The sequence below is a fragment of the Lichenicola cladoniae genome (assembly GCF_013201075.1).
In the GTDB taxonomy this organism is placed as follows: domain Bacteria; phylum Pseudomonadota; class Alphaproteobacteria; order Acetobacterales; family Acetobacteraceae; genus Lichenicola; species Lichenicola cladoniae.
In genome coordinates this window covers 1,570,717-1,590,318 of sequence record NZ_CP053708.1, presented here as the reverse complement: position 1 = coordinate 1,590,318, position 19,602 = coordinate 1,570,717, and the positions used below count along the sequence as shown (strand labels likewise).

Annotated in this window: 12 protein-coding genes; 5 read left to right on the top strand and 7 right to left on the bottom strand. The window is 67.1% G+C overall.

The genetic code is table 11. The features are described from left to right. From HN018_RS07345 to HN018_RS07315, 7 genes are all read right to left on the bottom strand, one after another. Positions 1-393, bottom strand: coding sequence for an OmpA family protein (locus HN018_RS07345; protein ID WP_171834872.1), 393 nt, complete (start codon positions 391-393; stop codon positions 1-3). Positions 394-478: 85 nt separating this feature from the next. After that, entirely contained in the window at positions 479-2,167 is a 1,689-nt protein-coding gene (gene cydC, locus HN018_RS07340) for a thiol reductant ABC exporter subunit CydC (protein ID WP_171834871.1), read from the bottom strand. Next, entirely contained in the window at positions 2,164-3,939 is a 1,776-nt protein-coding gene (cydD, locus tag HN018_RS07335; RefSeq protein WP_171834870.1) for a thiol reductant ABC exporter subunit CydD, read from the bottom strand. Before cydD ends, cydC begins: the two co-directional genes overlap by 4 nt. Positions 3,940-4,024: 85 nt before the next feature. Beyond that, on the bottom strand, positions 4,025-5,836 hold the full coding sequence (locus HN018_RS07330) for a sensor histidine kinase (RefSeq protein ID WP_171834869.1): 1,812 nt from the start codon (positions 5,834-5,836) through the stop codon (positions 4,025-4,027). After that, on the bottom strand, positions 5,820-6,005 hold the full coding sequence (locus HN018_RS07325; RefSeq protein ID WP_171834868.1) for a NepR family anti-sigma factor: 186 nt from the start codon (positions 6,003-6,005) through the stop codon (positions 5,820-5,822). Before HN018_RS07325 ends, HN018_RS07330 begins: the two co-directional genes overlap by 17 nt. Before the next feature lie 119 nt (positions 6,006-6,124). Continuing rightward, positions 6,125-6,712 carry a sigma-70 family RNA polymerase sigma factor gene (locus HN018_RS07320; RefSeq protein ID WP_171834867.1) on the bottom strand — a complete coding sequence of 196 codons (588 nt, stop codon included), beginning with the start codon at positions 6,710-6,712 and terminating at the stop codon, positions 6,125-6,127. 422 nt (positions 6,713-7,134) lie between these two features. Beyond that, the gene (locus HN018_RS07315) at positions 7,135-7,605 is read right to left on the bottom strand and encodes a sigma-70 family RNA polymerase sigma factor (RefSeq protein ID WP_171835016.1); all 471 of its coding nucleotides are present in this window, start codon (positions 7,603-7,605) and stop codon (positions 7,135-7,137) included. Positions 7,606-7,781: 176 nt separating this feature from the next. On the opposite strand from HN018_RS07315, the gene HN018_RS07310 reads away from it, so the two are divergent. From HN018_RS07310 to malQ, 5 genes are all read left to right on the top strand, one after another. Next, positions 7,782-8,525 carry a response regulator gene (locus tag HN018_RS07310; RefSeq protein ID WP_171834866.1) on the top strand — a complete coding sequence of 248 codons (744 nt, stop codon included), beginning with the start codon at positions 7,782-7,784 and terminating at the stop codon, positions 8,523-8,525. A 159-nt stretch (positions 8,526-8,684) separates the two neighbouring features. After that, positions 8,685-11,909: an alpha-1,4-glucan--maltose-1-phosphate maltosyltransferase gene (locus HN018_RS07305; RefSeq protein ID WP_239479117.1), complete on the top strand. Its 3,225-nt coding sequence runs from the start codon at positions 8,685-8,687 to the stop codon at positions 11,907-11,909. A 63-nt stretch (positions 11,910-11,972) separates the two neighbouring features. Then, positions 11,973-15,320 carry a maltose alpha-D-glucosyltransferase gene (gene treS, locus HN018_RS07300; RefSeq protein WP_171834865.1) on the top strand — a complete coding sequence of 1,116 codons (3,348 nt, stop codon included), beginning with the start codon at positions 11,973-11,975 and terminating at the stop codon, positions 15,318-15,320. Further along, positions 15,313-17,523 (top strand): 1,4-alpha-glucan branching protein GlgB, encoded by a 2,211-nt coding sequence (gene glgB, locus HN018_RS07295; RefSeq protein ID WP_171834864.1) that lies wholly within the window; start codon positions 15,313-15,315, stop codon positions 17,521-17,523. Before treS ends, glgB begins: the two co-directional genes overlap by 8 nt. After that, on the top strand, positions 17,520-19,559 hold the full coding sequence (malQ, locus tag HN018_RS07290) for a 4-alpha-glucanotransferase (RefSeq protein WP_171834863.1): 2,040 nt from the start codon (positions 17,520-17,522) through the stop codon (positions 19,557-19,559). The genes glgB and malQ overlap by 4 nt, the downstream gene beginning before the upstream one ends. Positions 19,560-19,602 lie beyond the last annotated feature (43 nt).

Sequence of the window (19,602 nt, the reverse complement as noted above, 5' to 3'; positions counted from 1 at the left end):
TCAGGGGGAGACGAAGCCGATTTCGACCCGGCGCGCGGCAACGCCACGATCCTCGTTGGACGGCGGCCGTGGATCCTCGTGAATGCGAGACCCTTCCACACCGTCGGCCCGGAGCGCGGCAGCGACTGCCTCGGTCCGTGCGTGCGACAGCAGAACCTCCGAGTCGTGATCACCGTTGGCGGCGGCATAGCCTTCGACCAGCACGGAGTAATCGGCACTTCGCTTCGCAGCAATCGCCGCATGCGACACGACGCCAGTTCCGGATCCGGTGATCGACGCCGATCCCTTCGTGAAGAATACGACGTACTTCCGTCCGACGGTGTCCGGCGCACCGTCAAAGGTGGCGCAGCCCGACAACAGGCAGAATCCGACAAGACATGACAGGCGACGCATGGGGTCTCAGTTCCGAAGTTGTTGCGGATACAGGTGCCGCCAAGGGGGGCTGAGCGTCAATGCGGAGCGAGCGCGCGGGCGCACTTCAGCCGGCCGCGGCGGTCGCGATTCCATTGGACAGACGCCAGATCCGGTCCAGCCGTTCCACGCCCGTCAGGCGATGCGCGATCAGGATGACGGTCCGACCGGCCGCCACGGTGTTCAGCGTGGCCAGGAAGGCCTGCTCGGTCTCGGCATCGAGTCCTGCGCCGGGCTCGTCCAGGATCAGGATCGGTGCCGGCGAAAGCAGTGTGCGCGCCAGCGCGATCCGTCGTCCCTGCCCGCCCGACAGACCGGCGCCGCCTTCGCCCAGCCAGTTATCGAGCGTATCGGGCAGCCCGCGCACCACGTCGCCGACTGCAGCCTGGTCGAGCGCCTGCCAGAGTTCGGCATCCGTCGCACCCGGACGGCCGAGCAGCAGGTTGGCCCGGATCGTATCGTCGAACAGATGGGTGGACTGGCTCAGCCAGGCGATGCTGGAGCGGAGCGTCGCCTCGTCCAGTTCGGCCAGATCGACGCCGCCGAGGCTGATCGCACCGGTCTGCGGCGCCGCCACCCGGAGCAGCAGCGCCGCAAGGCTGGACTTGCCCGATCCGGACGGTCCAAGCACCGCGATGCGCGCGCCCTGCGGTATGTCCAGCGTCAGGTGCTCGAAGACCGGCGGGCGGTCCGGCTGCCAGCGAAACCCGACATCGCGGAACCGCAACGCGTGCCCGCTCGGTGTTGCCGGAGCCACTGCCGGGACAGGCGGGGCAATCCCGGCATCGACGCCGACGACGCGCCCGGCCGCATGGGCGACATGGCCCGCCAATGCTCCGGCCCTGGTCAGGCCGCCGACGATCTCGAAGCAGGCGAACAGCACGAACAGCAGCAGCGTCGCGAAGATCGGGTTCATCCGGCCGAACGCCAGGCCGGCGACCGACGCCAGCACGACCACCACGGCGAGCTGCTGGCACAGGAACGACGCGGCGCCAGCCACCGCGTTGCGGTGCGCGAGGGTCTGCTGCAGCGACAGCAGCGCGGATTCGCGCGCCTGTAGGCCGGCAAGCATGCGACCCTCCGCATTGAAGGCGCGCACCTCGCGCAGTCCGCTGACCAGATCCAGCACCGAGACGCGCAGGCGCGCCGACCGCCCGGCCAGTGCGGCCGAGTCGTGATTTACCAGCCGGCCGGCAAGGAACGGCAACACGAACGCCGCCAGCACGAACAGGAGCGCCAGCACCAGTGCAAGCCCGAGCCCATGATGCAGCGCCAGCAGGAACACGATCGGCAGTGCCACGAGCCCGCCGGCCAGCGGCACCAGGATACGCAAGTAGAGCCCGTCAAGCGCCTCGACATCGCCGACCATCCGGGAGAGCAGGTCGCCCGAGCGGCGGAAGCCGAGGCCGCCAGCGGCGCTGCGTGCCAGTTTCCGGAAGAACCAGACCCTGAGATCGGCCAGCGCCCGAAACATCGCGTCATGCGTCGTGAGGCGTTCGCCGTAGCGGAGCACCACCCTGCCGACGCCGAGCAGGCGCAGCAGCAGGGCGGAGGCGAGGACGATCCCCGCACCGGTCCCGGCCAGCCGCAAGCCGGATGCACCGAGCAGGGCCAGCCCGAACCCGAATGCCAGCACGGAGACGATCAGCCCGATCACCAGCCCGGGCGCACGGCGACGCCAGAGCGAGAGGATGGTCAGTATTGGACGCAGGCCCTGGCCGGACGTGCCGGAATCATGATCCGCGAGGTCGCTCATACGCTGGCTTCCTGGGTGTAGGCGGGCGGGCGGACGATACGGCCCTGGGCGAGATCCAGGCGCCGGCCGAGAAAAGCGTGGGCCGCCGACGAATGGCTGGCCAGCAACACCGTGCGGCCGACTGCCAGGCGGCGCAGGCTGTCCAGTATCTCCTTCTCGGTGACCGGATCGAGGTGCGCGGTCGGCTCGTCCAGCAGCAGCAGCGGCGCATTGCGCAGGAAGGCCCGGGCGATCGCCACACGCTGCGCCTGCCCGCCGGACAGGCCGTAGCCGCCCTCGCCGATGACGGTGTCGAGCCCTGCGGGAAGCTGGGCCACGAATTCGTCCATCGCAGCCGCACGCAGGGCGGCGGCCAGGTCCGCATCCGAGGCGTCGGGGCGCGCGAACAGCACGTTGTCCCGCACCGAGCCGGCGAACAGCAGCGGTCGCTGGCCGATCCAGGACGTCATGCGCGACAGCGCCTCCGGCACGATAGAGGCCAGGTCGGCGCCGTTCAGGGTGATCCGGCCCTCGTCGGGACTGACGAAGCCGAGCAGCATCTCGATGATGGTGGACTTGCCGCTGCCCGAGGGACCGGCCAGCACCATGGTTTCCTGGGCGGGAATACGGAAGCTGACGTCGTCGAGGGCCAGACCGCGCGCGGCGTCCCAGGCAAAGGATACCCCTTCGAAGGCCACGCTGACCCCGTTCGCGGCAACCGTGCGAACCGGCGGCGGCGAGACTTGCGGCGGGATTTGTGCGGCGTCGAGACGCTGGCCGGCGCGATCGCGCGGGGCCAGGTCATCCAGCGCTTCGGCGGCACCCGCCGCCTGCATGCGGTCCTGGTAGGCGAGCGCGAAACTGCGGAGCGGGGCGAAAAACTCGGGCACCAGGAGCAGCGCGAACAGCGAGCGCGGCAGGAGCAGGGCGCCGACCCATGACACGGTGGAGCCTCCGGCCAGCAACGCCCTCCCATCCAGAAGTGCGATCACCACCAGGGCGACTGCAAGCGCACAATCCAGGGCTGCGGATGACAGGAATGCAACCCGCAGCACACGCATGGTGCGCTGGCGCAACTCATCGGCTGCTATGCCGAGGCGGTCGGCCTCGTCGTCGGCGCGCCCGGCCAGCACGATCGTGGCGATCCCGCGGATACGGTCGAGGAAGCGCGCCTGCAGGCGGCTCATCGCCATGAACTGACGCCGTGACGCTACCGCCGCGCCGATCCCGAACACCGCCTGCGAAACCGGGACCGCCAGGCCGCACAACAGCAGGACCAGTGCCGCCCGAGGCTGCACGACCAGCACGACCAGCAGCACCAGGCCGGGAGACAGCATCGCCAGCGTCGCCGCGGGAATCCATCGTCCGAAGAATCCGTCCAGCGCCTCGATCCGGTCGACCAGCAGGGCGGTCAATGCGCCGCTGTGCTGGCGGCGCAGCAGTGACGGGCCTTCGGCCAGCACCGCCGCAAGGGCTTCGCCGCGCAGGCGCCGGCGTGACGCGGAGGCGGTGGCAGCCGCGCGGGTTTCCTGCTGGATCTGCAGCCCGGCCCGCATCAGGGCCAGCAGCCCGAACAGGACGACCAGCTCCCAACCGGGCGGGGGCACGACGTGCTTGTTGCCGGCAAACGCCCAGGCCAGGGCGTGGGCCAGTATCACGGCAATGCACCAGGCCTGGCCGATGGCGAGGGCCGTCGAGGCAAGGCCGAACAGGATCGCCGGCATCGCCTGACGCCTGCCGATCCGGGACTGGGTGCGCGACCAGGCGCGGATGAGTGTTCGGTTGGCGGTCATCACCCTGCCGATCTAGAGATGCCGGCGGAGGATGCCCAGGCCCTCAAGGCATTCTTGATTAATGTTCATGCTTCCGGAGCCGTGGCTAGACCGATGCTCCTTCGGCCTCGTCCGGTCCCGAATAGGTCTCGACCTTGGGGTGCAGCGGCACCTGCAGCGTGTAACGGGTGCCGGTCGTCTTGATGTCGGAACCGGGCTCGCCCTCCACCACCTCCAGCGTCGCGCCGAGCTGGCGCGCGAAGCCGCGGATCAGCTGGATGCCCAGCCCGTCGCGAATCCCGGCCTCGGTCTCGGCCCGTCCAGCCGGGATCCCGACGCCATCATCCTCGATCACCAGCGTGGCGATACCGGTCGTCTCCTCGGCCAGCCGCACCGACACCACGCCGCTGCGCCCACCCGGAAAGGCGTACTTGATGGCGTTGCTGACCGCCTCGGTCACCACCAGGGCCAGCGGAACCGCCTGGTCGGTGGACATCACGATCTCCGGTGCCTCGATGTCGAGCCTGATCCGCCGACCTTCCTTCTCGCCGATCGCCTGAAACAGCTGGCCGCATAGCTCAAGGAGGAACGAACGCATGTTCAACGTGTGCATCTCGCCCTCGGAGTAGAGATAGCGGTGCAGCGTCGCCAGCGCGCGTACCCGGTCACGGGCGGATGCGAACTCGGCCTTGGCTTCCGGCTGGCGGATCCGGTTGGCCTGCAGGTTCAGCAGCGAGGCGATGATCTGCAGGTTGTTCTTCACCCGATGGTGGATTTCCTTGATCAGCAGCTCCTGCTTGGCCTCGGCTTTCTCCAGGCGCTCCTCATGCGCGTTCAGCGTCCGCGTCGCCTGGGTGAAGGCTCGCGAGAGCTGCCTGAGTTCGATCGGGGTCAGCCGCGTATGACGAGGGTCATAGGCCCCGGCGCGTCGCCACTCGGTAACCGAATGGGTGATCGCGCGGAGTGGCGCGACGATCAGGATGTTGGCGCCCATCGCGACGGCGGCCATCCCGGCTGCCAGGAGCGAGACGATCGCAAGCACCCGCCAGAGGAAGGTCGCCCGGGCAAGACTTTCCTGCTTGCTGGGCACCGTGGTGATCAGCAGGGAGATGTCGCCGATCATGTTTCGCTTGAGGTAGCTGCCCGCGTCGTATGCTTTCGAGACCACACCTCTGCGGCCCATCGACCAGCCGCAATCGCGGCACAGTGGGACACGGCTGCCGTCGGAGCCGATCAGCCATGCCTCGGTCTCCCCGGCCGGGCCCATCAGCGAATGCCAGAGGCCGGCATCGTCGACCTCGGCACGGGCCCATCCGAGCGGCATCTCGGCGACGAGTATGCCGGCTCCCGCAGGACCCATCGCGTCCAGCGACAGTCGGAGCAGCGCACGGCCGTGGCCGTCATACCCATGCAGCACCGGCCGCAGGGTGATCGTGTCGCGGACGGGCGCTTCGCTCTTTACGGCCGGTCGTGCCGTGTCGCGGTGGACGACGCTGGTGACGGGCTCTCCGCAGACCACCGCACCATCGGTGTTCATCAGCCTGAGGCTGATCAGCGGCGCGGTCTTCAGGACCTTCGCGAGACGCAGCAGTTCGGTGCATTGCAGGGGGTCCTGCAATCCGGGCTGATGCGAGAGTGCGCGCAGCATTCTTTCGGTATCGGCAATCTGCTGCGCGGACTGGATGGTGAGGGCCTCGGCCACCACTCCTGCCCGGCTCAGGCTGGCGTCGCGCGTCGTTTCGTAATTATGCCAAGCGAGCAGCGATGCCAGAGCTGCAAGCGGCAGGACCGACAGCATGATGAGCGCCACGAGACGGGTGCTGACGCTGTCGAGCAGTCGATGCAGGTGTCTGCCGCGCGATCCGCCATGACGCAGCCGCTCCAGTCGGGACAACCCCATGTCAGGGCTCGCGATCATCCTCGATTAGCTTGAGGAGATCCTCGGGCACGGGCTCGTTGGCAACATCGTCGAACATCTGATGAAGCCCCCGCTGCAGCCACTGATCGAACGCACTGTCGGTCCTGCGTTTCTTTTTCGGAGGGAGTTGCGAACGCCCGAGTGGAGGCTTGTCGTTCGCTGGCGTCATCAACCTAAATCATCCCAGGAACTGAAATCGAGCGCTCAAGAATATGATAACGGGCCCTTACCGGGCCCGTTCCATCATAGCACCGATATGACTTCCAATCGCGTCATAACGACGACGTATCAGTATGTAACACGTCCGGCCCGGCTTGCCTCCAGCAGACGCGCATCCATCGCCCTGCTGATCGCGCTCGCCCGCGCAGCAGCGGCACGGTCGTCGGCCCGCTCGGGAACCTCGCCCATCAACCAGGTCTCCAGCTGACGACGTGCGCGAAACACCCGGCTTTTCGCCGTACCGACTGCGCAACCCGTCGCTTCGGCAAGGTTCTCGTAGCTCATCCCCTGGACCACGACCATGATCAACGCCTCACGCTGGTCTGCCGGCAGGCGAGTCATCGCCTTGCTGAGATCCTTGAGTGCGAGACGATCCTCATGCGGCGCCTCGGTCGCGAACGCCGACGCCGGCACATCGTCGATGTCGGTCGTGTCCCGGCGCTTGCGCAGGTTGGAGATGAACCGGTTGCGAAGGATGCGGTGCATCCAGGCCGGGAAATTCGTGCCGGGGATGAAGCTGTTCTGAGCCGACAATGCGTTGCAAACCGCATCCTGCACCAGATCCTCGGCCGCGGCCCGATTGCGTGTCAGCGCCAGCGCCTGCACGCGAAGCTTTGGGAGAATGGTGATGACCTGGTCGTGGAAGCTGTTCGCCATGGTGCACATGTCTCCTAATCTGCCCGAGCAATGAACGCGGAAACGGGAGAGTTGCATGGGTTTGAAAAAATGAACGCCGGGCGAGCGTGCGTGCCGGGCGGCTGTTCGAACAGCGGAAAACCGTGCCCGAAGAGCAGGAAAGTCATCGGCGGCGAGTTGTAGAGTGGCCCGGTTTGGAGCAAGCCTTTACACACGCCGCAGGAAACGCAACCGTGCTGGTTCCGGCCTAGCGTCCGCCTGAATGGCCATGGACCGGCGGGATAATGGCCGGGACATACCGGGTGACCGAGCAGGCACAGCCGAACCAGGGCGGGATCAGCCGGCGCGTGGTGCGTCGCCCTGTGACCGTCCGCCGATCGAGGGAGGCAGCGATAGTCGATCATCGTCACGGCAATGCCTGCCGTTCGGCGGCCACGCCGGTTTCAGCCTTCGGTACGTCCGTCACCCATGGTGCGGGCAAGCTGGCTGCGGGCCCGCGAGACGCGAGCCTTCATGGTGCCGACCGGAACGCCGCAGATCCTGGCGGCTTCCTCGTGGCTCAGCTCCTGCGCCCCGACCAGGACCAGCGCCTCGCGCAGAAGCGGCGGCAACGTCCACAACACGCGCTGCAGGTCCGACAGGTCCCCTCGCCGATACGCCTCCGGCGACTGCGGCTCGACGACCGGCATCTGCTCGCTCAGCAGCCGGACCTCGCGCCGCTTCCGGCGCATCTGTTCATAGAAGGCGTTGCGCTCGATCGTGAACAGCCAGGCTTTCAGGTTGGTCCCCGGCTGGAAGGACGCATGCGCCGCCAGCGCGCGGACGACCGTGTCCTGCACGAGGTCGTCTGCGGCCGTCACATCCCGGGTCAGGAACCGGGCGAATGCGCGCAGGTCGGGCAGCAGCCCGGACATCTGGTCGTGCACATCCGCCCCGAGGGCCTGCGTCGGCGCCACATGGCGGCCACGGTTCTGATGCACGAGGGTCTTGTGCGGTCCGGTCCCTTCAAGCTCCAGCTCCGGGCGGGGCTTCGGCTCGTCCGGCAGATCATCCACCTGCAATCCAATTCCTATCCAGAGAGAAACGATTGATGGCCAGCACGCGGCGCGATGATCTACTCCGCGCTCTTCCTTATGCACGACGTTATGCCCGTGCCCTTACCGGAAGCCAACCACGCGGCGATTTGCTGGTCGCGGAAAGCCTGCGCGAGATGCTCGCGTCGACCGACGATACGCTGACGCCCCGCTACGGCCTCTATCATTGGGTCACGCGGCGTTTCGATGCCGGCATTTCCACCCTGCCGTCGCTGGTCGACGGGCTGAACTCGAAGCAGCGGCAACTGCTGCTGCTCACCGCACTCGAGGAAGTACCGATCGAGGATGCGGCCCCAATCGTGACACTCGATCTTGCCGATGCGGTCACCCAGCTCGGCGATGCGCGCGAGCGCCTGCGTGCATCGGCTGCCACCGACGTGCTGATCATCGAGGACGAGCCGATCATCGCGATGGATATCGAGGAGCTGGTGCAGGGCTGCGGCCATCGTGTCGTTGGCGTAGCCTCGACGGAGGCCGATGCGGTGCGGCTGGCGCAGGCCACGAAGCCGGGCCTGATCCTCGCCGACATCAACCTCGGGCTTGGTGGGGACGGCACGTCGGCGGTCAGCCGGATCCTCAAGCATCATTATGCACCTGTGATCTTCGTGACCGCCTATCCGGAGCGGCTGCTGACCGGCGAAGCGGTCGAGCCGGCGTTCGTGATCACCAAACCGTTCGAGCCGTTGACGCTGGCAATCGCCACCTACCAGGCGGTCAGCGGCGGCGTCGACCTGCAGTAGTCACAGTTATCCAGCCGTCCCGCTCGGCGGCTGGTGGTTTGTCTGGAAGACCGTGGAACCGCGCCGAGCGACGCGACGTTCGGCCCGAAGCCAGGCGGGTTCCATGGATATGGTCCGTTCAATGGTTCATGACATCGGCCTCGTTCGAGGATCGTCGCGATGTCGGTCTGTCGGCCGCGCTCGTGTCATGCCAACTGCAGCGTCGGGGACAAGATGGACGTGATCGAACCGGTCGGACGCGGTGTTGACCAGGGGATTCCCGCAAAGCCTGTCCTGACCGAGTCGGCAGGACGAACGCCGTCCCGGCTGCTGCAGTCCAGCGCGCGGGACGTTCCCGTGGCGTTACCCGCAGGCTTTGACGGGCTCCTGGTCCAGGACCTGTTTCTCGGCGACGCGACGCCCGGCCTCGTCGACACGATCGACGTCGGACCGGCCATCCAGTCCGTGTCCGGCTTCGGCTATCCCATCCTGGCCGATCTCATCATCGATCGCGTGGTCGCCGCGGGCAGTGTCGCCCTGGCCCACCCGGACCTGTTTCCGCAGCCGAGCCGCGACCGCGCACTCGATCCGAGGCACGGCGTCTCCGACACGATCGCCGAGGCTGCGCTGCACGACGCGCAATCGGCTGAGGCGCTCGGTACCTTCTGGGGCGCATCGCTGGCCGGCCTGGCACCGCAAGGCTTAGCCGGCGTGCTGCTGCGGGGCATCTCGGCAATCCCTGCCGGATTGAAGCGGCCGCTGCTGCAGGCAGTACGCAAGGCTGCGCCCGATCTGCTGTTGATCGCAGACACCACAGGCACGTCCTGGGACGAGCTTGCCGGACTTGCCGGCTTGCAGCTGGATGGCGTGCTGTCCTCGCTGGCCTGGTGGGACTGGCACGCGAGCTGGTTTGCCCGTGAACTCGAGATCCTGCGCCAGGTAGCGCCGGTGCTGGCCCAACTGCCGTCGAACCGGGCGCCGGCTGGAACCGGATCGGATGACGCCGCCACGATGCGGACTTTGAGTTTCGCGGTCGCCGAGGGGATCGGCTGGATCCTGCCTGCATCGCTCGCACAGACGGCCGACCTCGCTGCGCTGTCCCACATCGCCACCCACCTGGCCGATCTCGGGGCGCCGCGCATGCTGTCCGCGCCGGGACAACCGGTGAGCGCGATCCTGCGTGGCAACACCGACGACCCGCGCAACAGTCACGATGCGACCTTGCTGGTCCTGAACATGCACAGCGACCGTACGGTATCCTGGGATCCCGCATCGGTGCTGCCGGCCACCGGCGGTGCATTCTCGCCGTTCGCGCCACTCGACGGTACCGATCCGTCGCCCGGGCATGACAAGCTGGTGCCAGGCCACATTCTCACCCTGGCACCCGGCGCGCTCCACGCCTTTCGCGCCACGCGTCTCGGCAAGGGCACGCCGCTACCGCTCGACAGCGACTTCGCGGTGCGTGCCGGGCATTGGCCCCGCCTGGCCCTCGAGGCGCCGACCCCGGCGGTGGATGGCGGCCTGTTCCCGGTCAAGCGGACCGCCGGCGAGCTGGTCGACGTCGAGATCGACGTGATCGGCGACGGGCACGATGTGCTCGCGGTGGCGCTGCAGTGGCAGGGACCGTCCGAGGCGCTGAGCGAGACCTGGCAGGAAGCGCCGATGCGGCTGCTCGGCAACGACCGATGGCAGGCGTCCTTCCCGCTGGAAACCCGCGGCATGCATCTCTATCGCGTCGAGGCATGGCGCGACGTGTGGGGCACGTTCCATCACGAACTTGCCGCCAAGCATAATGCCGGCGTGCCGACCTCGCTCGAGATCCTCGAGGGTATCGGGCACATCCGCGACGCTGCCGCACGCGGGCACACGACGCTCGACACGTTGCTGGCCAGCCTCGACGCCGCGGACGAGGATGCCAGGCGGTCCATCCTGCTTTCGGACGACGTCGCGCTGCTGATGCACGCCGCCGATGCACGGCCATTCAGCATCGTGAGCGCCGAGATCCCGGTGGATGCGGAACGCACCGGCGCGGGATTCGCAAGCTGGTACGAAGTCTTCCCGCGTTCGATGGCCGACGATCCGACGCGCCACGGCACCTTCCGAGACGTCGAGCGGCATCTGCCGCGGGTGCGCGCGATGGGCTTCGACGTGCTGTATTTCCCGCCGATCCATCCGATCGGCAGCACCAACCGCAAGGGCCCCAACAACACGCTGACCCCGGGTCCGCAGGATGTCGGCAGCCCGTACGCGGTGGGCGCGGCGGATGGCGGCCATGACGGCATCCATGCCGAGCTGGGAACGCTTGCCGACTTCCTGCATCTGCGTGAGGCCGCGGAAGCACATGGGCTGGAACTGGCGCTGGATTTCGCGATCCAGTGCTCGCCCGACCATCCCTGGCTGCGCGACCACAAGGACTGGTTCGACTGGCGTCCCGACGGCACCATCCGCTACGCCGAGAACCCGCCGAAGAAATACCAGGACATCGTCAACGTCGATTTCTATGCCGGCGGCAGCGTGCCCGATTTGTGGCTGGCGCTGGCGAACGTCGTGCTGTTCTGGTGCGAGCAGGGCATCCGGCTGTTCCGGGTTGACAACCCGCACACCAAGCCGTTCCCGTTCTGGCAGTGGATGATCGGCGAGGTGCGTGCGCGCTATCCGGATGCGGCGTTCCTGGCCGAGGCGTTCACGCGGCCGAAGGTGATGAACCGGCTGGGCAAGGTCGGGTTCAGCCAGAGCTACACCTACTTCACCTGGCGCAACACCAAGGTGGAGCTGACCGAGTACCTCACGCAGCTGACCACCGAAGCACCGCGCGACTTCTTCCGGCCGCATTTTTTCGTGAACACGCCGGATATCAACCCGGCCTTCCTGCAGGACACCACGCGCGGCGCCTTCCTGATCCGTGCCGCCGCCGCCGCGACGCTGTCCGGGCTATGGGGCGTCTATAACGGCTTCGAGCTGTGCGAAGGCACCAAGCTGGCGCCGGGCAAGGAGGAGTATCTCGACAGCGAGAAATTCCAGATCCGCACCTGGGACTGGGACCGGCCCGGCAACATCGTCGCCGAGATCACCAGGCTCAATGCGATCCGCAACCAGAACCCGGCGCTTCGCACACACCACGGCATCTCGTTCCTGCCGGCGGCCAACGATGCGATCCTGTTCTTCGAGAAGGCCACGTCGGACCGGAGCAACACCATCCTGGTGGCGATCAGCCTGGACCCCAATCATGTCCAGCAGGCACGGATCGAATTGCCGCTGTGGAAATGGGCGCTTCCCGAGCAGGCGACGCTGGAGCTGGAGGACCTGGTGGGCGACAGCCGCTTCACCCTGTCCGGAAAATACCACGACATCACCTTGACGCCGGAGCAGCCGTACCTGATCTGGCGTGCCACACCTGCTTCCTGACCGTCCGCGCCGGCCAGTCGCTATCCGAGCCCAGCAATCCATCCTCCGGGACTTTAACCCTCCATGACCAATCAAGCGACTTTGCCGCCGATCGAGGATCCGCTCTGGTACAAGGATGCGGTGATCTACCAGGTCCATCTGAAATCCTTCTTCGACGCCAACAATGACGGCGTCGGCGATTTCGAGGGACTGCTCCAGAAGCTGGACTACATCGTCGATCTGGGCGTCACCGCGATCTGGATGCTGCCGTTCTACCCGAGCCCGCGTCGCGACGACGGCTACGACATCTCGGACTATCGCGGCGTGCATCCGGAATACGGCACGCTGCACGACGTGCGCCGCTTCGTGGTCGCGGCGCACGAGCGCGGGCTCCGTGTCATCACCGAGCTGGTCATCAACCACACCTCGGACCAGCACAGCTGGTTCCAGCGTGCACGCAAGGCGCCGGCCGGCTCGCCGGAGCGCGACTTCTACGTATGGTCGGACACCGACACGCTGTACATCGGCACCCGCATCATCTTCTGCGATACCGAGAAGTCGAACTGGACCTGGGACGAGGAAGCCAAGGCCTATTACTGGCATCGCTTCTACAGCCACCAGCCGGACCTGAACTTCGACAATCCGGCGGTCATGGACGAGGTGCTGTCGGCGATGCGCTTCTGGCTCGATATCGGCATCGACGGGCTCCGGCTCGACGCGGTGCCCTATCTGATCGAGCGCGACGGGACCAACAACGAGAACCTTCCCGAGACCCACGTCATCATCAAGCGCATCCGCGCCGAGATCGACTCCTACGCCCCGGGACGCATGCTGCTCGCGGAGGCGAACATGTGGCCGGAGGATGCCCAGGCCTATTTCGGCGAGGGCGACGAATGCCACATGTCCTTCCACTTCCCGCTGATGCCGCGGATGTACATGGCGATCGCACGCGAGGATCGCTTCCCGATCACCGACATCATGCGCCAGACCCCGGCGATACCGGACAACTGCCAGTGGGCGGTGTTCCTGCGCAACCATGACGAGCTGACGCTCGAGATGGTGACCTCGTCGGAGCGCGACTATCTGTGGGAAACCTACGCGTCGGACAAGCGCGCGCGCATCAATCTCGGCATCCGCCGCCGGCTATCGCCGCTGATGCAGCACGACCGCCGTCGCATCGAGCTGATGAACGGCCTGCTGCTGTCGATGCCCGGCACCCCGGTCATCTATTACGGCGACGAGATCGGGATGGGCGACAACATCTATCTCGGCGACCGCGACGGCGTTCGTACGCCAATGCAGTGGTCGATCGACCGCAATGGCGGGTTCTCGCGCGCGGATCCGGCCGGGCTGGTGATGCCGCCGATCATGGACCCGATCTATGGCTACCAGTCGGTCAACGTCGAGGCGCAGTCAGCCGACCAGCATTCGCTGCTGAACTGGATGCGTCGCATGCTGGAGGTGCGCAAGCGCCACCGCGCATTCGGCCGCGGCACCCAGAGCTTCCTGTATCCGGGCAACCGCAAGGTGCTGGCCTACCTGCGCGACCTCGACGGGCTCGAAGGCCATAACGAGACGCTGCTGTGCGTCTACAACCTGTCCCGTTCCGCGCAGGCGGTGGAACTCGATCTCGGCGCCTTCAACGGCCGGGTTCCGGTCGACATCATCGGCGGCTCGATCTTCCCGCCGATCGGCCAGCTCACCTATCTGCTCACGCTGCCGCCGTATGGCTTCTACTGGTTCATGCTGGCCGCCGAGCAGGCCTTGCCCAGCTGGCATACCCCGACCCCGGAGCCCCTGCCCGACCTGTCGACCATCGTCGTGCGCAACCAGATGACCGAGATCGGCATGGGCGCAGCGCGTGACCTGATCGAGAAGGAAGTGCTGCCGGCCTACCTGCCGAAGCGGCGCTGGTTCTCGTCCAAGAGCGAGGCGTTCCGGAGCGCCACGCTCGCCTACGTGGTGCCGCTGAGCGACGATCGCGACAACAGGTCGCTGCTGACCGAGATCGACGTGGCCGTGGGAGACCGGGTCGAGCGTTACTGCCTGCCGCTTGGCGTGGCGCGCGAGGATAATTGCATCCCGCTTGCGCAGCAGCTGGCACTGACCCGCATCCGTCGCGGTCCGCTGGTAGGCTACGTCACCGACGGGTTCGCGACCGACGATTTCACCACGGCCGTGCTCGACCTGATCGCCGCCGATGCGACGATCGAACTGGACGGCAAGGCAGCCGGGCAGCGGATCGAGTTCCGCAAGACCGCACGCCTGGCCGAGATCGAGCGGCCGGCCGAGATGCATATCCGCCGGTTGTCGGCGGAGCAATCGAACAGTTCGCAGATCATCGACGACCAGCTGGTGCTCAAGGTCGTGCGCAAGGTGCTGTCCGGTATCCACCCGGAAGCCGAGATCTCCCGCACCCTGACCGAGCGCGGCTATGCCAACAGCCCGCCGCTGTACGGCGAGGTCACCCGCTACGATGCAGACGGCACGCCGAACACGCTGGTGCTGGTGCAGGGCTTCGTTCGCAACCAGGGCGATGGCTGGCAGTGGACGCTCGAATACCTGGCACGGGCTGCCGAGGACACGCTGGCCGACATACCGGATACGGCCAGCGCCGGCGCCGAGCATGAATTGCAGACCGACCTCTACAGCAACTATGCGAGCTTCGCGCATGCGCTCGGCAAGCGCCTGGCGCAGCTCCACGACGTCCTTGCAGCTCCGACATCGGATCCGGCCTTCAAGCCGGAACTCGTGACGGACGCCGATCTGCAGGCCTGGGCCGAGGGCGCGATCGAGCAGATCGACCGCGCTGTCGCCGCCCTGCGCCCGCTGGTCGATGGTCCGGAAGACGATGCCATCGCCATCGTGGCGCGTCGCGTGGTCGGGCAGCACGAGCAGCTGCACGGGCTGGCCAGGCGGCTGGCCGGCACCGGCATCGGCGCGCTGCGGACCCGGGTGCATGGGGACTTCCATCTCGGCCAGGTGCTGGTGGTCGGTGGCGATGCCTACCTGATCGACTTCGAGGGCGAGCCCGCGAAGACCATGGAGCAGCGCCGTGCGCATTCCTCCGGCCTTCGCGACGTGGCGGGCATGCTGCGCTCGTTCGACTATGCGGCGGCGACCGCATCGTCGCGCCTGCACAGCACCAACGAGCGGGTCAACGACCGTCGCGACAAGCTGATCGCACGGTTCCGCATCTCCGCCGGCGCCGACTTCCTGGAAGCCTATCGCGACGTGCTGCTGGCCAGCAGCAACCCTTGGGTCCAGCCCGAGGCGGAGCAGGCCCTGCTCGACCTGTTCCTGCTGGAGAAGGCCGCCTACGAGATCCGCTACGAGGCGGACAACCGGCCGGACTGGATCGGCATTCCCCTGAACGGCCTCGACCAGATCGCGACCCGACTGCTCGGCGCCGGAGATACTGCCAATGGTTGATCATCTGCCGCATCCGGGCGCCGTCGACTCGTTCGTGCGCGCCCGGCACGGGGATCCGTTCTCACTGCTCGGCCCGCACCCGGTCGCTGGCGGCTTTGCGATACGCGCCTTCCTGCCGGACGCCGGGCGCGTCGACGTGGTCGATGCCGTCACCGGGACGGTGCGCGGCACGCTTGCCCGCATCCATGCGGACGGGCTGTGGTCAGGCACCGTCGAGACCGACCTGCCCTATCTCCTGCGCAGCTTCGTGCCCGACGGGATGGGTGGCGAGACGATCCAGGAGACCGAGGATCCGTACGCGTTTCCCGTGCAGCTCGGCGACCTCGACATCTACCTGATCTCGGAAGGCCGGCATCGCGACCTGGCGCAGGTGCTCGGCGCGCACGTGCTTGCGGTCGACGGCGTCAGCGGCACGCGTTTCGCGGTGTGGGCGCCGAATGCGCAGCGTGTGTCCGTCGTCGGCTCGTTCAACGGCTGGGACGGACGACGCCATCCGATGCGGGTCCGGGGCCAGTCCGGCGTATGGGAACTTTTCGTGCCGCGTGTCGCCGCGGGCGCTACCTACAAGTACGAGCTGGTCGGGCCGGACGGCAACATTCTGCCATGGCGCGCCGACCCGGTCGCCTGGGCGACCGAGGTTCCACCCGCAACCGCCTCGGTGGTCGATGATCCGGCGCCGTTTGCGTGGACCGACCATGCCTGGATGGACCGACGCGCCGCGGCACAATCCGCCGATGCGCCGATCTCGATCTACGAGCTGCACGCGATGTCCTGGCTGCCGCATGACGGCACCCAGCCGAGCTGGCAGCTGCTGGGTGACCGGCTGATCCCGTACATCCTCGAACTGGGCTTCACCCATATCGAGCTGATGCCGATCATGGAGCATCCGTTCGGCGGCTCCTGGGGCTATCAGGTGCTGGGCCAGTTCGCCCCCACCGCGCGCCTCGGCTCGCCGGCCCAGTTCGCGGGCTTCGTCGATCGGTGCCACGCGGCGGGTATCGGCGTGCTGCTGGATTGGGTGCCGGGGCATTTCCCGACCGACGCGCACGGGCTGGCGAACTTCGACGGGACGCCTCTTTACGAGCACGGCAACCCGTTCGAGGGCTACCACCAGGATTGGAACACCTACATCTACAACCTGGGCCGCAACGAAGTGCGCGGCTTCATGATCGGCGGTGGCCTGTTCTGGTTGCGGCATTTCCACGTGGACGGGCTGCGCGTCGATGCGGTGGCGTCGATGTTGTATCGCGACTACAGCCGCAAGCACGACGAGTGGGTCCCGAACAAGTTCGGTGGCCGCGAGAACCTCGAAACCATCGCCTTCCTGCAGGATCTCAGCCGCGCGGTGCACGAGACCGCACCGGGTGCGGTGCTGATCGCCGAGGAATCCACTTCCTTCCCCGGGGTCACGCGCAGCGCCGACGAGGGTGGGCTGGGCTTCGACTTCAAGTGGAACATGGGGTGGATGCACGACACCCTGCACTACATCGAGGAGGAGCCGATCAATCGCCGCTGGCATCATGGCGAGATCGCGTTCGGCCTGGTCTATGCCTTCTCCGAGCGCTTCGTCCTGCCGATCTCGCATGACGAGGTGGTGTACGGAAAAGGCTCGATGATCGGCAAGATGCCGGGCGACGCGTGGCAGAAGTTCGCCAACCTGCGTGCCTATTACGGCTTCATGTGGACCCATCCCGGCAAGAAGCTGCTGTTCATGGGCAGCGAGATCGCGCAGCACCGGGAATGGAACCACGATACCGGGCTCGACTGGTGGCTCCTGGACGACGAGCGCCATCGCGGCATGCAGGTGCTGCTGCGCGACCTGAACACCCTGTATCGCGGCGAGCCTGCGCTGCACGTCAAGGATACCGATCCGGACGGTTTCCGCTGGGTGGTGCTGCACGATGCCGAGCAGAGCGTCTATGCCTGGCTGCGCTTCGGGCATTACGGCCAGCGGCCGGTCCTGGTGATCTGCAACTTCACGCCGATGGTTCGTCACGGCTACACGCTCGGCGTCTCCGAGGCCGGGATCTGGGACGAGCTGCTGAACAGCGACTCCGGGCGCTACGGCGGCTCGGACGTCGGCAACCATGGCAGCGTTGAGGCATCGCAGACCGGCACCGGCGACCAGCCCGCATCGCTGACCCTGACGCTGCCGCCGCTCGCGACCCTGATCCTCGCGCCGAGACAGGTTGGCCGGTCATGAGTTTCGACGACGCGCTGCTGAAGACCCTGGCCGACCGTGCCGGCATCTCGACACGGTGGCAGGATGCGTTCGGCAAGGAACACGACGTAGCGCCCGACGACCTCGGCGCCATTCTCGCGGCCCTCGGCCTCGGTGCCTCCAGTTCGGAGGAGGCGCACGCGCTGATCTCCAAGATGGACGAGGTGGATGCAGCGCCGGCACCCCTGGTAACGGGAGATGCAGGTGCGGACCTCGGGCTTCCGGTTGCGGCCGGTCCGTGGCGGATGAGGGCTGCGGACGGGACCGATACGACCGGGACTGCGATATCCCGTGATGGGCAGGCCTGGCTGCAGCTGCCGGAGCAACCGGGCTACTACCAGCTCGAGATTGCCCAGCGCGAAATCACCGTCGCGGTTGCGCCGCATCGCTGCTTCACGATCGGAGACGCCCTCTCGGCGCTGGCTAATGCACCCGAGCCGTCGCCTGGCGACCGGCCCCGGTGCTGGGGTCTGGCGCAACAGCTCTATGCATTAAGGCGACCCGGCGACGGGGGTGTCGGCGATTTCGAGGCACTCGATATCTTCGTACGCGAGGCGGCAACGCATGGCGCCGCAGCGATCACCATCAGCCCGGTCCACGCGCAGTTCTCGGCCGATCCCGACCGGTTCAGCCCCTATGCACCGTCCAGCCGGATCATGCTGAACGTGCTGCATGTCGCGGTGGACGATCCCGGCGAGGAAGCGGCACGGCTCGAGAGCCTCGACCTGGTGGACTGGCCCGCCGTCGCCCGCGATCGCCTTTCAAGGCTGCGCCGGGAATTCGACCTGGGCATGTCGGAGGAGGACGAGTTCCATGACTGGCGGAAAGCCGAGGGCGACAAGCTCGAGGCGCACGCCCTGTTCGAGGCGTTGCACGCCCACCTCTGGCGCGATCGCGGCGAGGCGTGGAACTGGAAGGACTGGCCGGAAGGGTTCCGCTCCCCGCACGCCCCCGATGCCGTCGCCTATACCGAACAGCATCCGGACGAGGTCACGTTCCATGCCTGGCTTCAATATCGCGCCGACCGTGGCCTGAAGGCGGCCCAGGATGCCACGGTAGAGGCCGGAATGCCGATCGGACTGATCTCCGATCTCGCGGTCGGCACGGATTCGGGCGGCAGCCATTGCTGGAGCCGGCAGGGCGAGTCCCTGGTCGGGTTGACGGTTGGGGCGCCGCCCGACCTGCTGCAGCGGCACGGGCAGAACTGGGGCATCACCGCCTTCTCCGGACGCGGCCTGCGGGCGCATGGTTTCCGAGCCTTCATCGAGATGCTGCAGGGTGCCATGCGGCATGCCGGCGGCGTGCGCATCGATCACGCGATGGGACTGAAGCGGCTCTGGATCGTGCCGGAAGGCCGCAGTGCCGCGCAGGGTGCCTACCTGCAAATGCCGGAAACCGACCTGCTCAGGCTCACCCGGCTGGAATCTCTGCTGAACCGGGCGATCGTGCTGGGCGAGGATCTCGGCACCGTGCCGGAAGGCTTCCCGGAACGGCTGCAGGAGGCCGGTATCGACGGGATGCGGGTGCTGTGGTTCGAGCGTGACGACAAGGCATTCAAGCCGCCGGCGCAGTGGACCAGGCAGGCCAGTGCGATGACGAGCACGCACGACCTGCCGACGGTCGCCGGCTGGTGGAAAGGCGTCGATATCCGCCATCGTCTTGAACTGGGCGGCACGGTTCAGGAAGAAGAGGCCGAGCTGGTCACGCGTCGTGCCGACCGGAGCGCGCTGTGGCATGCGATGCAGGCCAGCGGCGCATGTGCCGGACCGGAGCCGGCGGTGTGGGACCTCATCCCGGTCGTGGATGCGGCGGTAGCCCAGGTCGGGGCCTCGGCGTGCGAACTGGCGATGATCCCGACCGAGGACGCGATCGGCCTCGAGGAGCAACCCAATATCCCGGGAACCACGACCGAGCATCCGAACTGGCGGCGGCGCCTGCATGACCCGGTCGGCCAGGTTCTGGCAGGAGAACGTGCCACGCTGCGGCTGCGTCGTCTCGATCAGGTTCGGCGCTTCTGATCGTCCCACCGGCTGAGACCCGCTCGGGCACGAGTCGCTAATC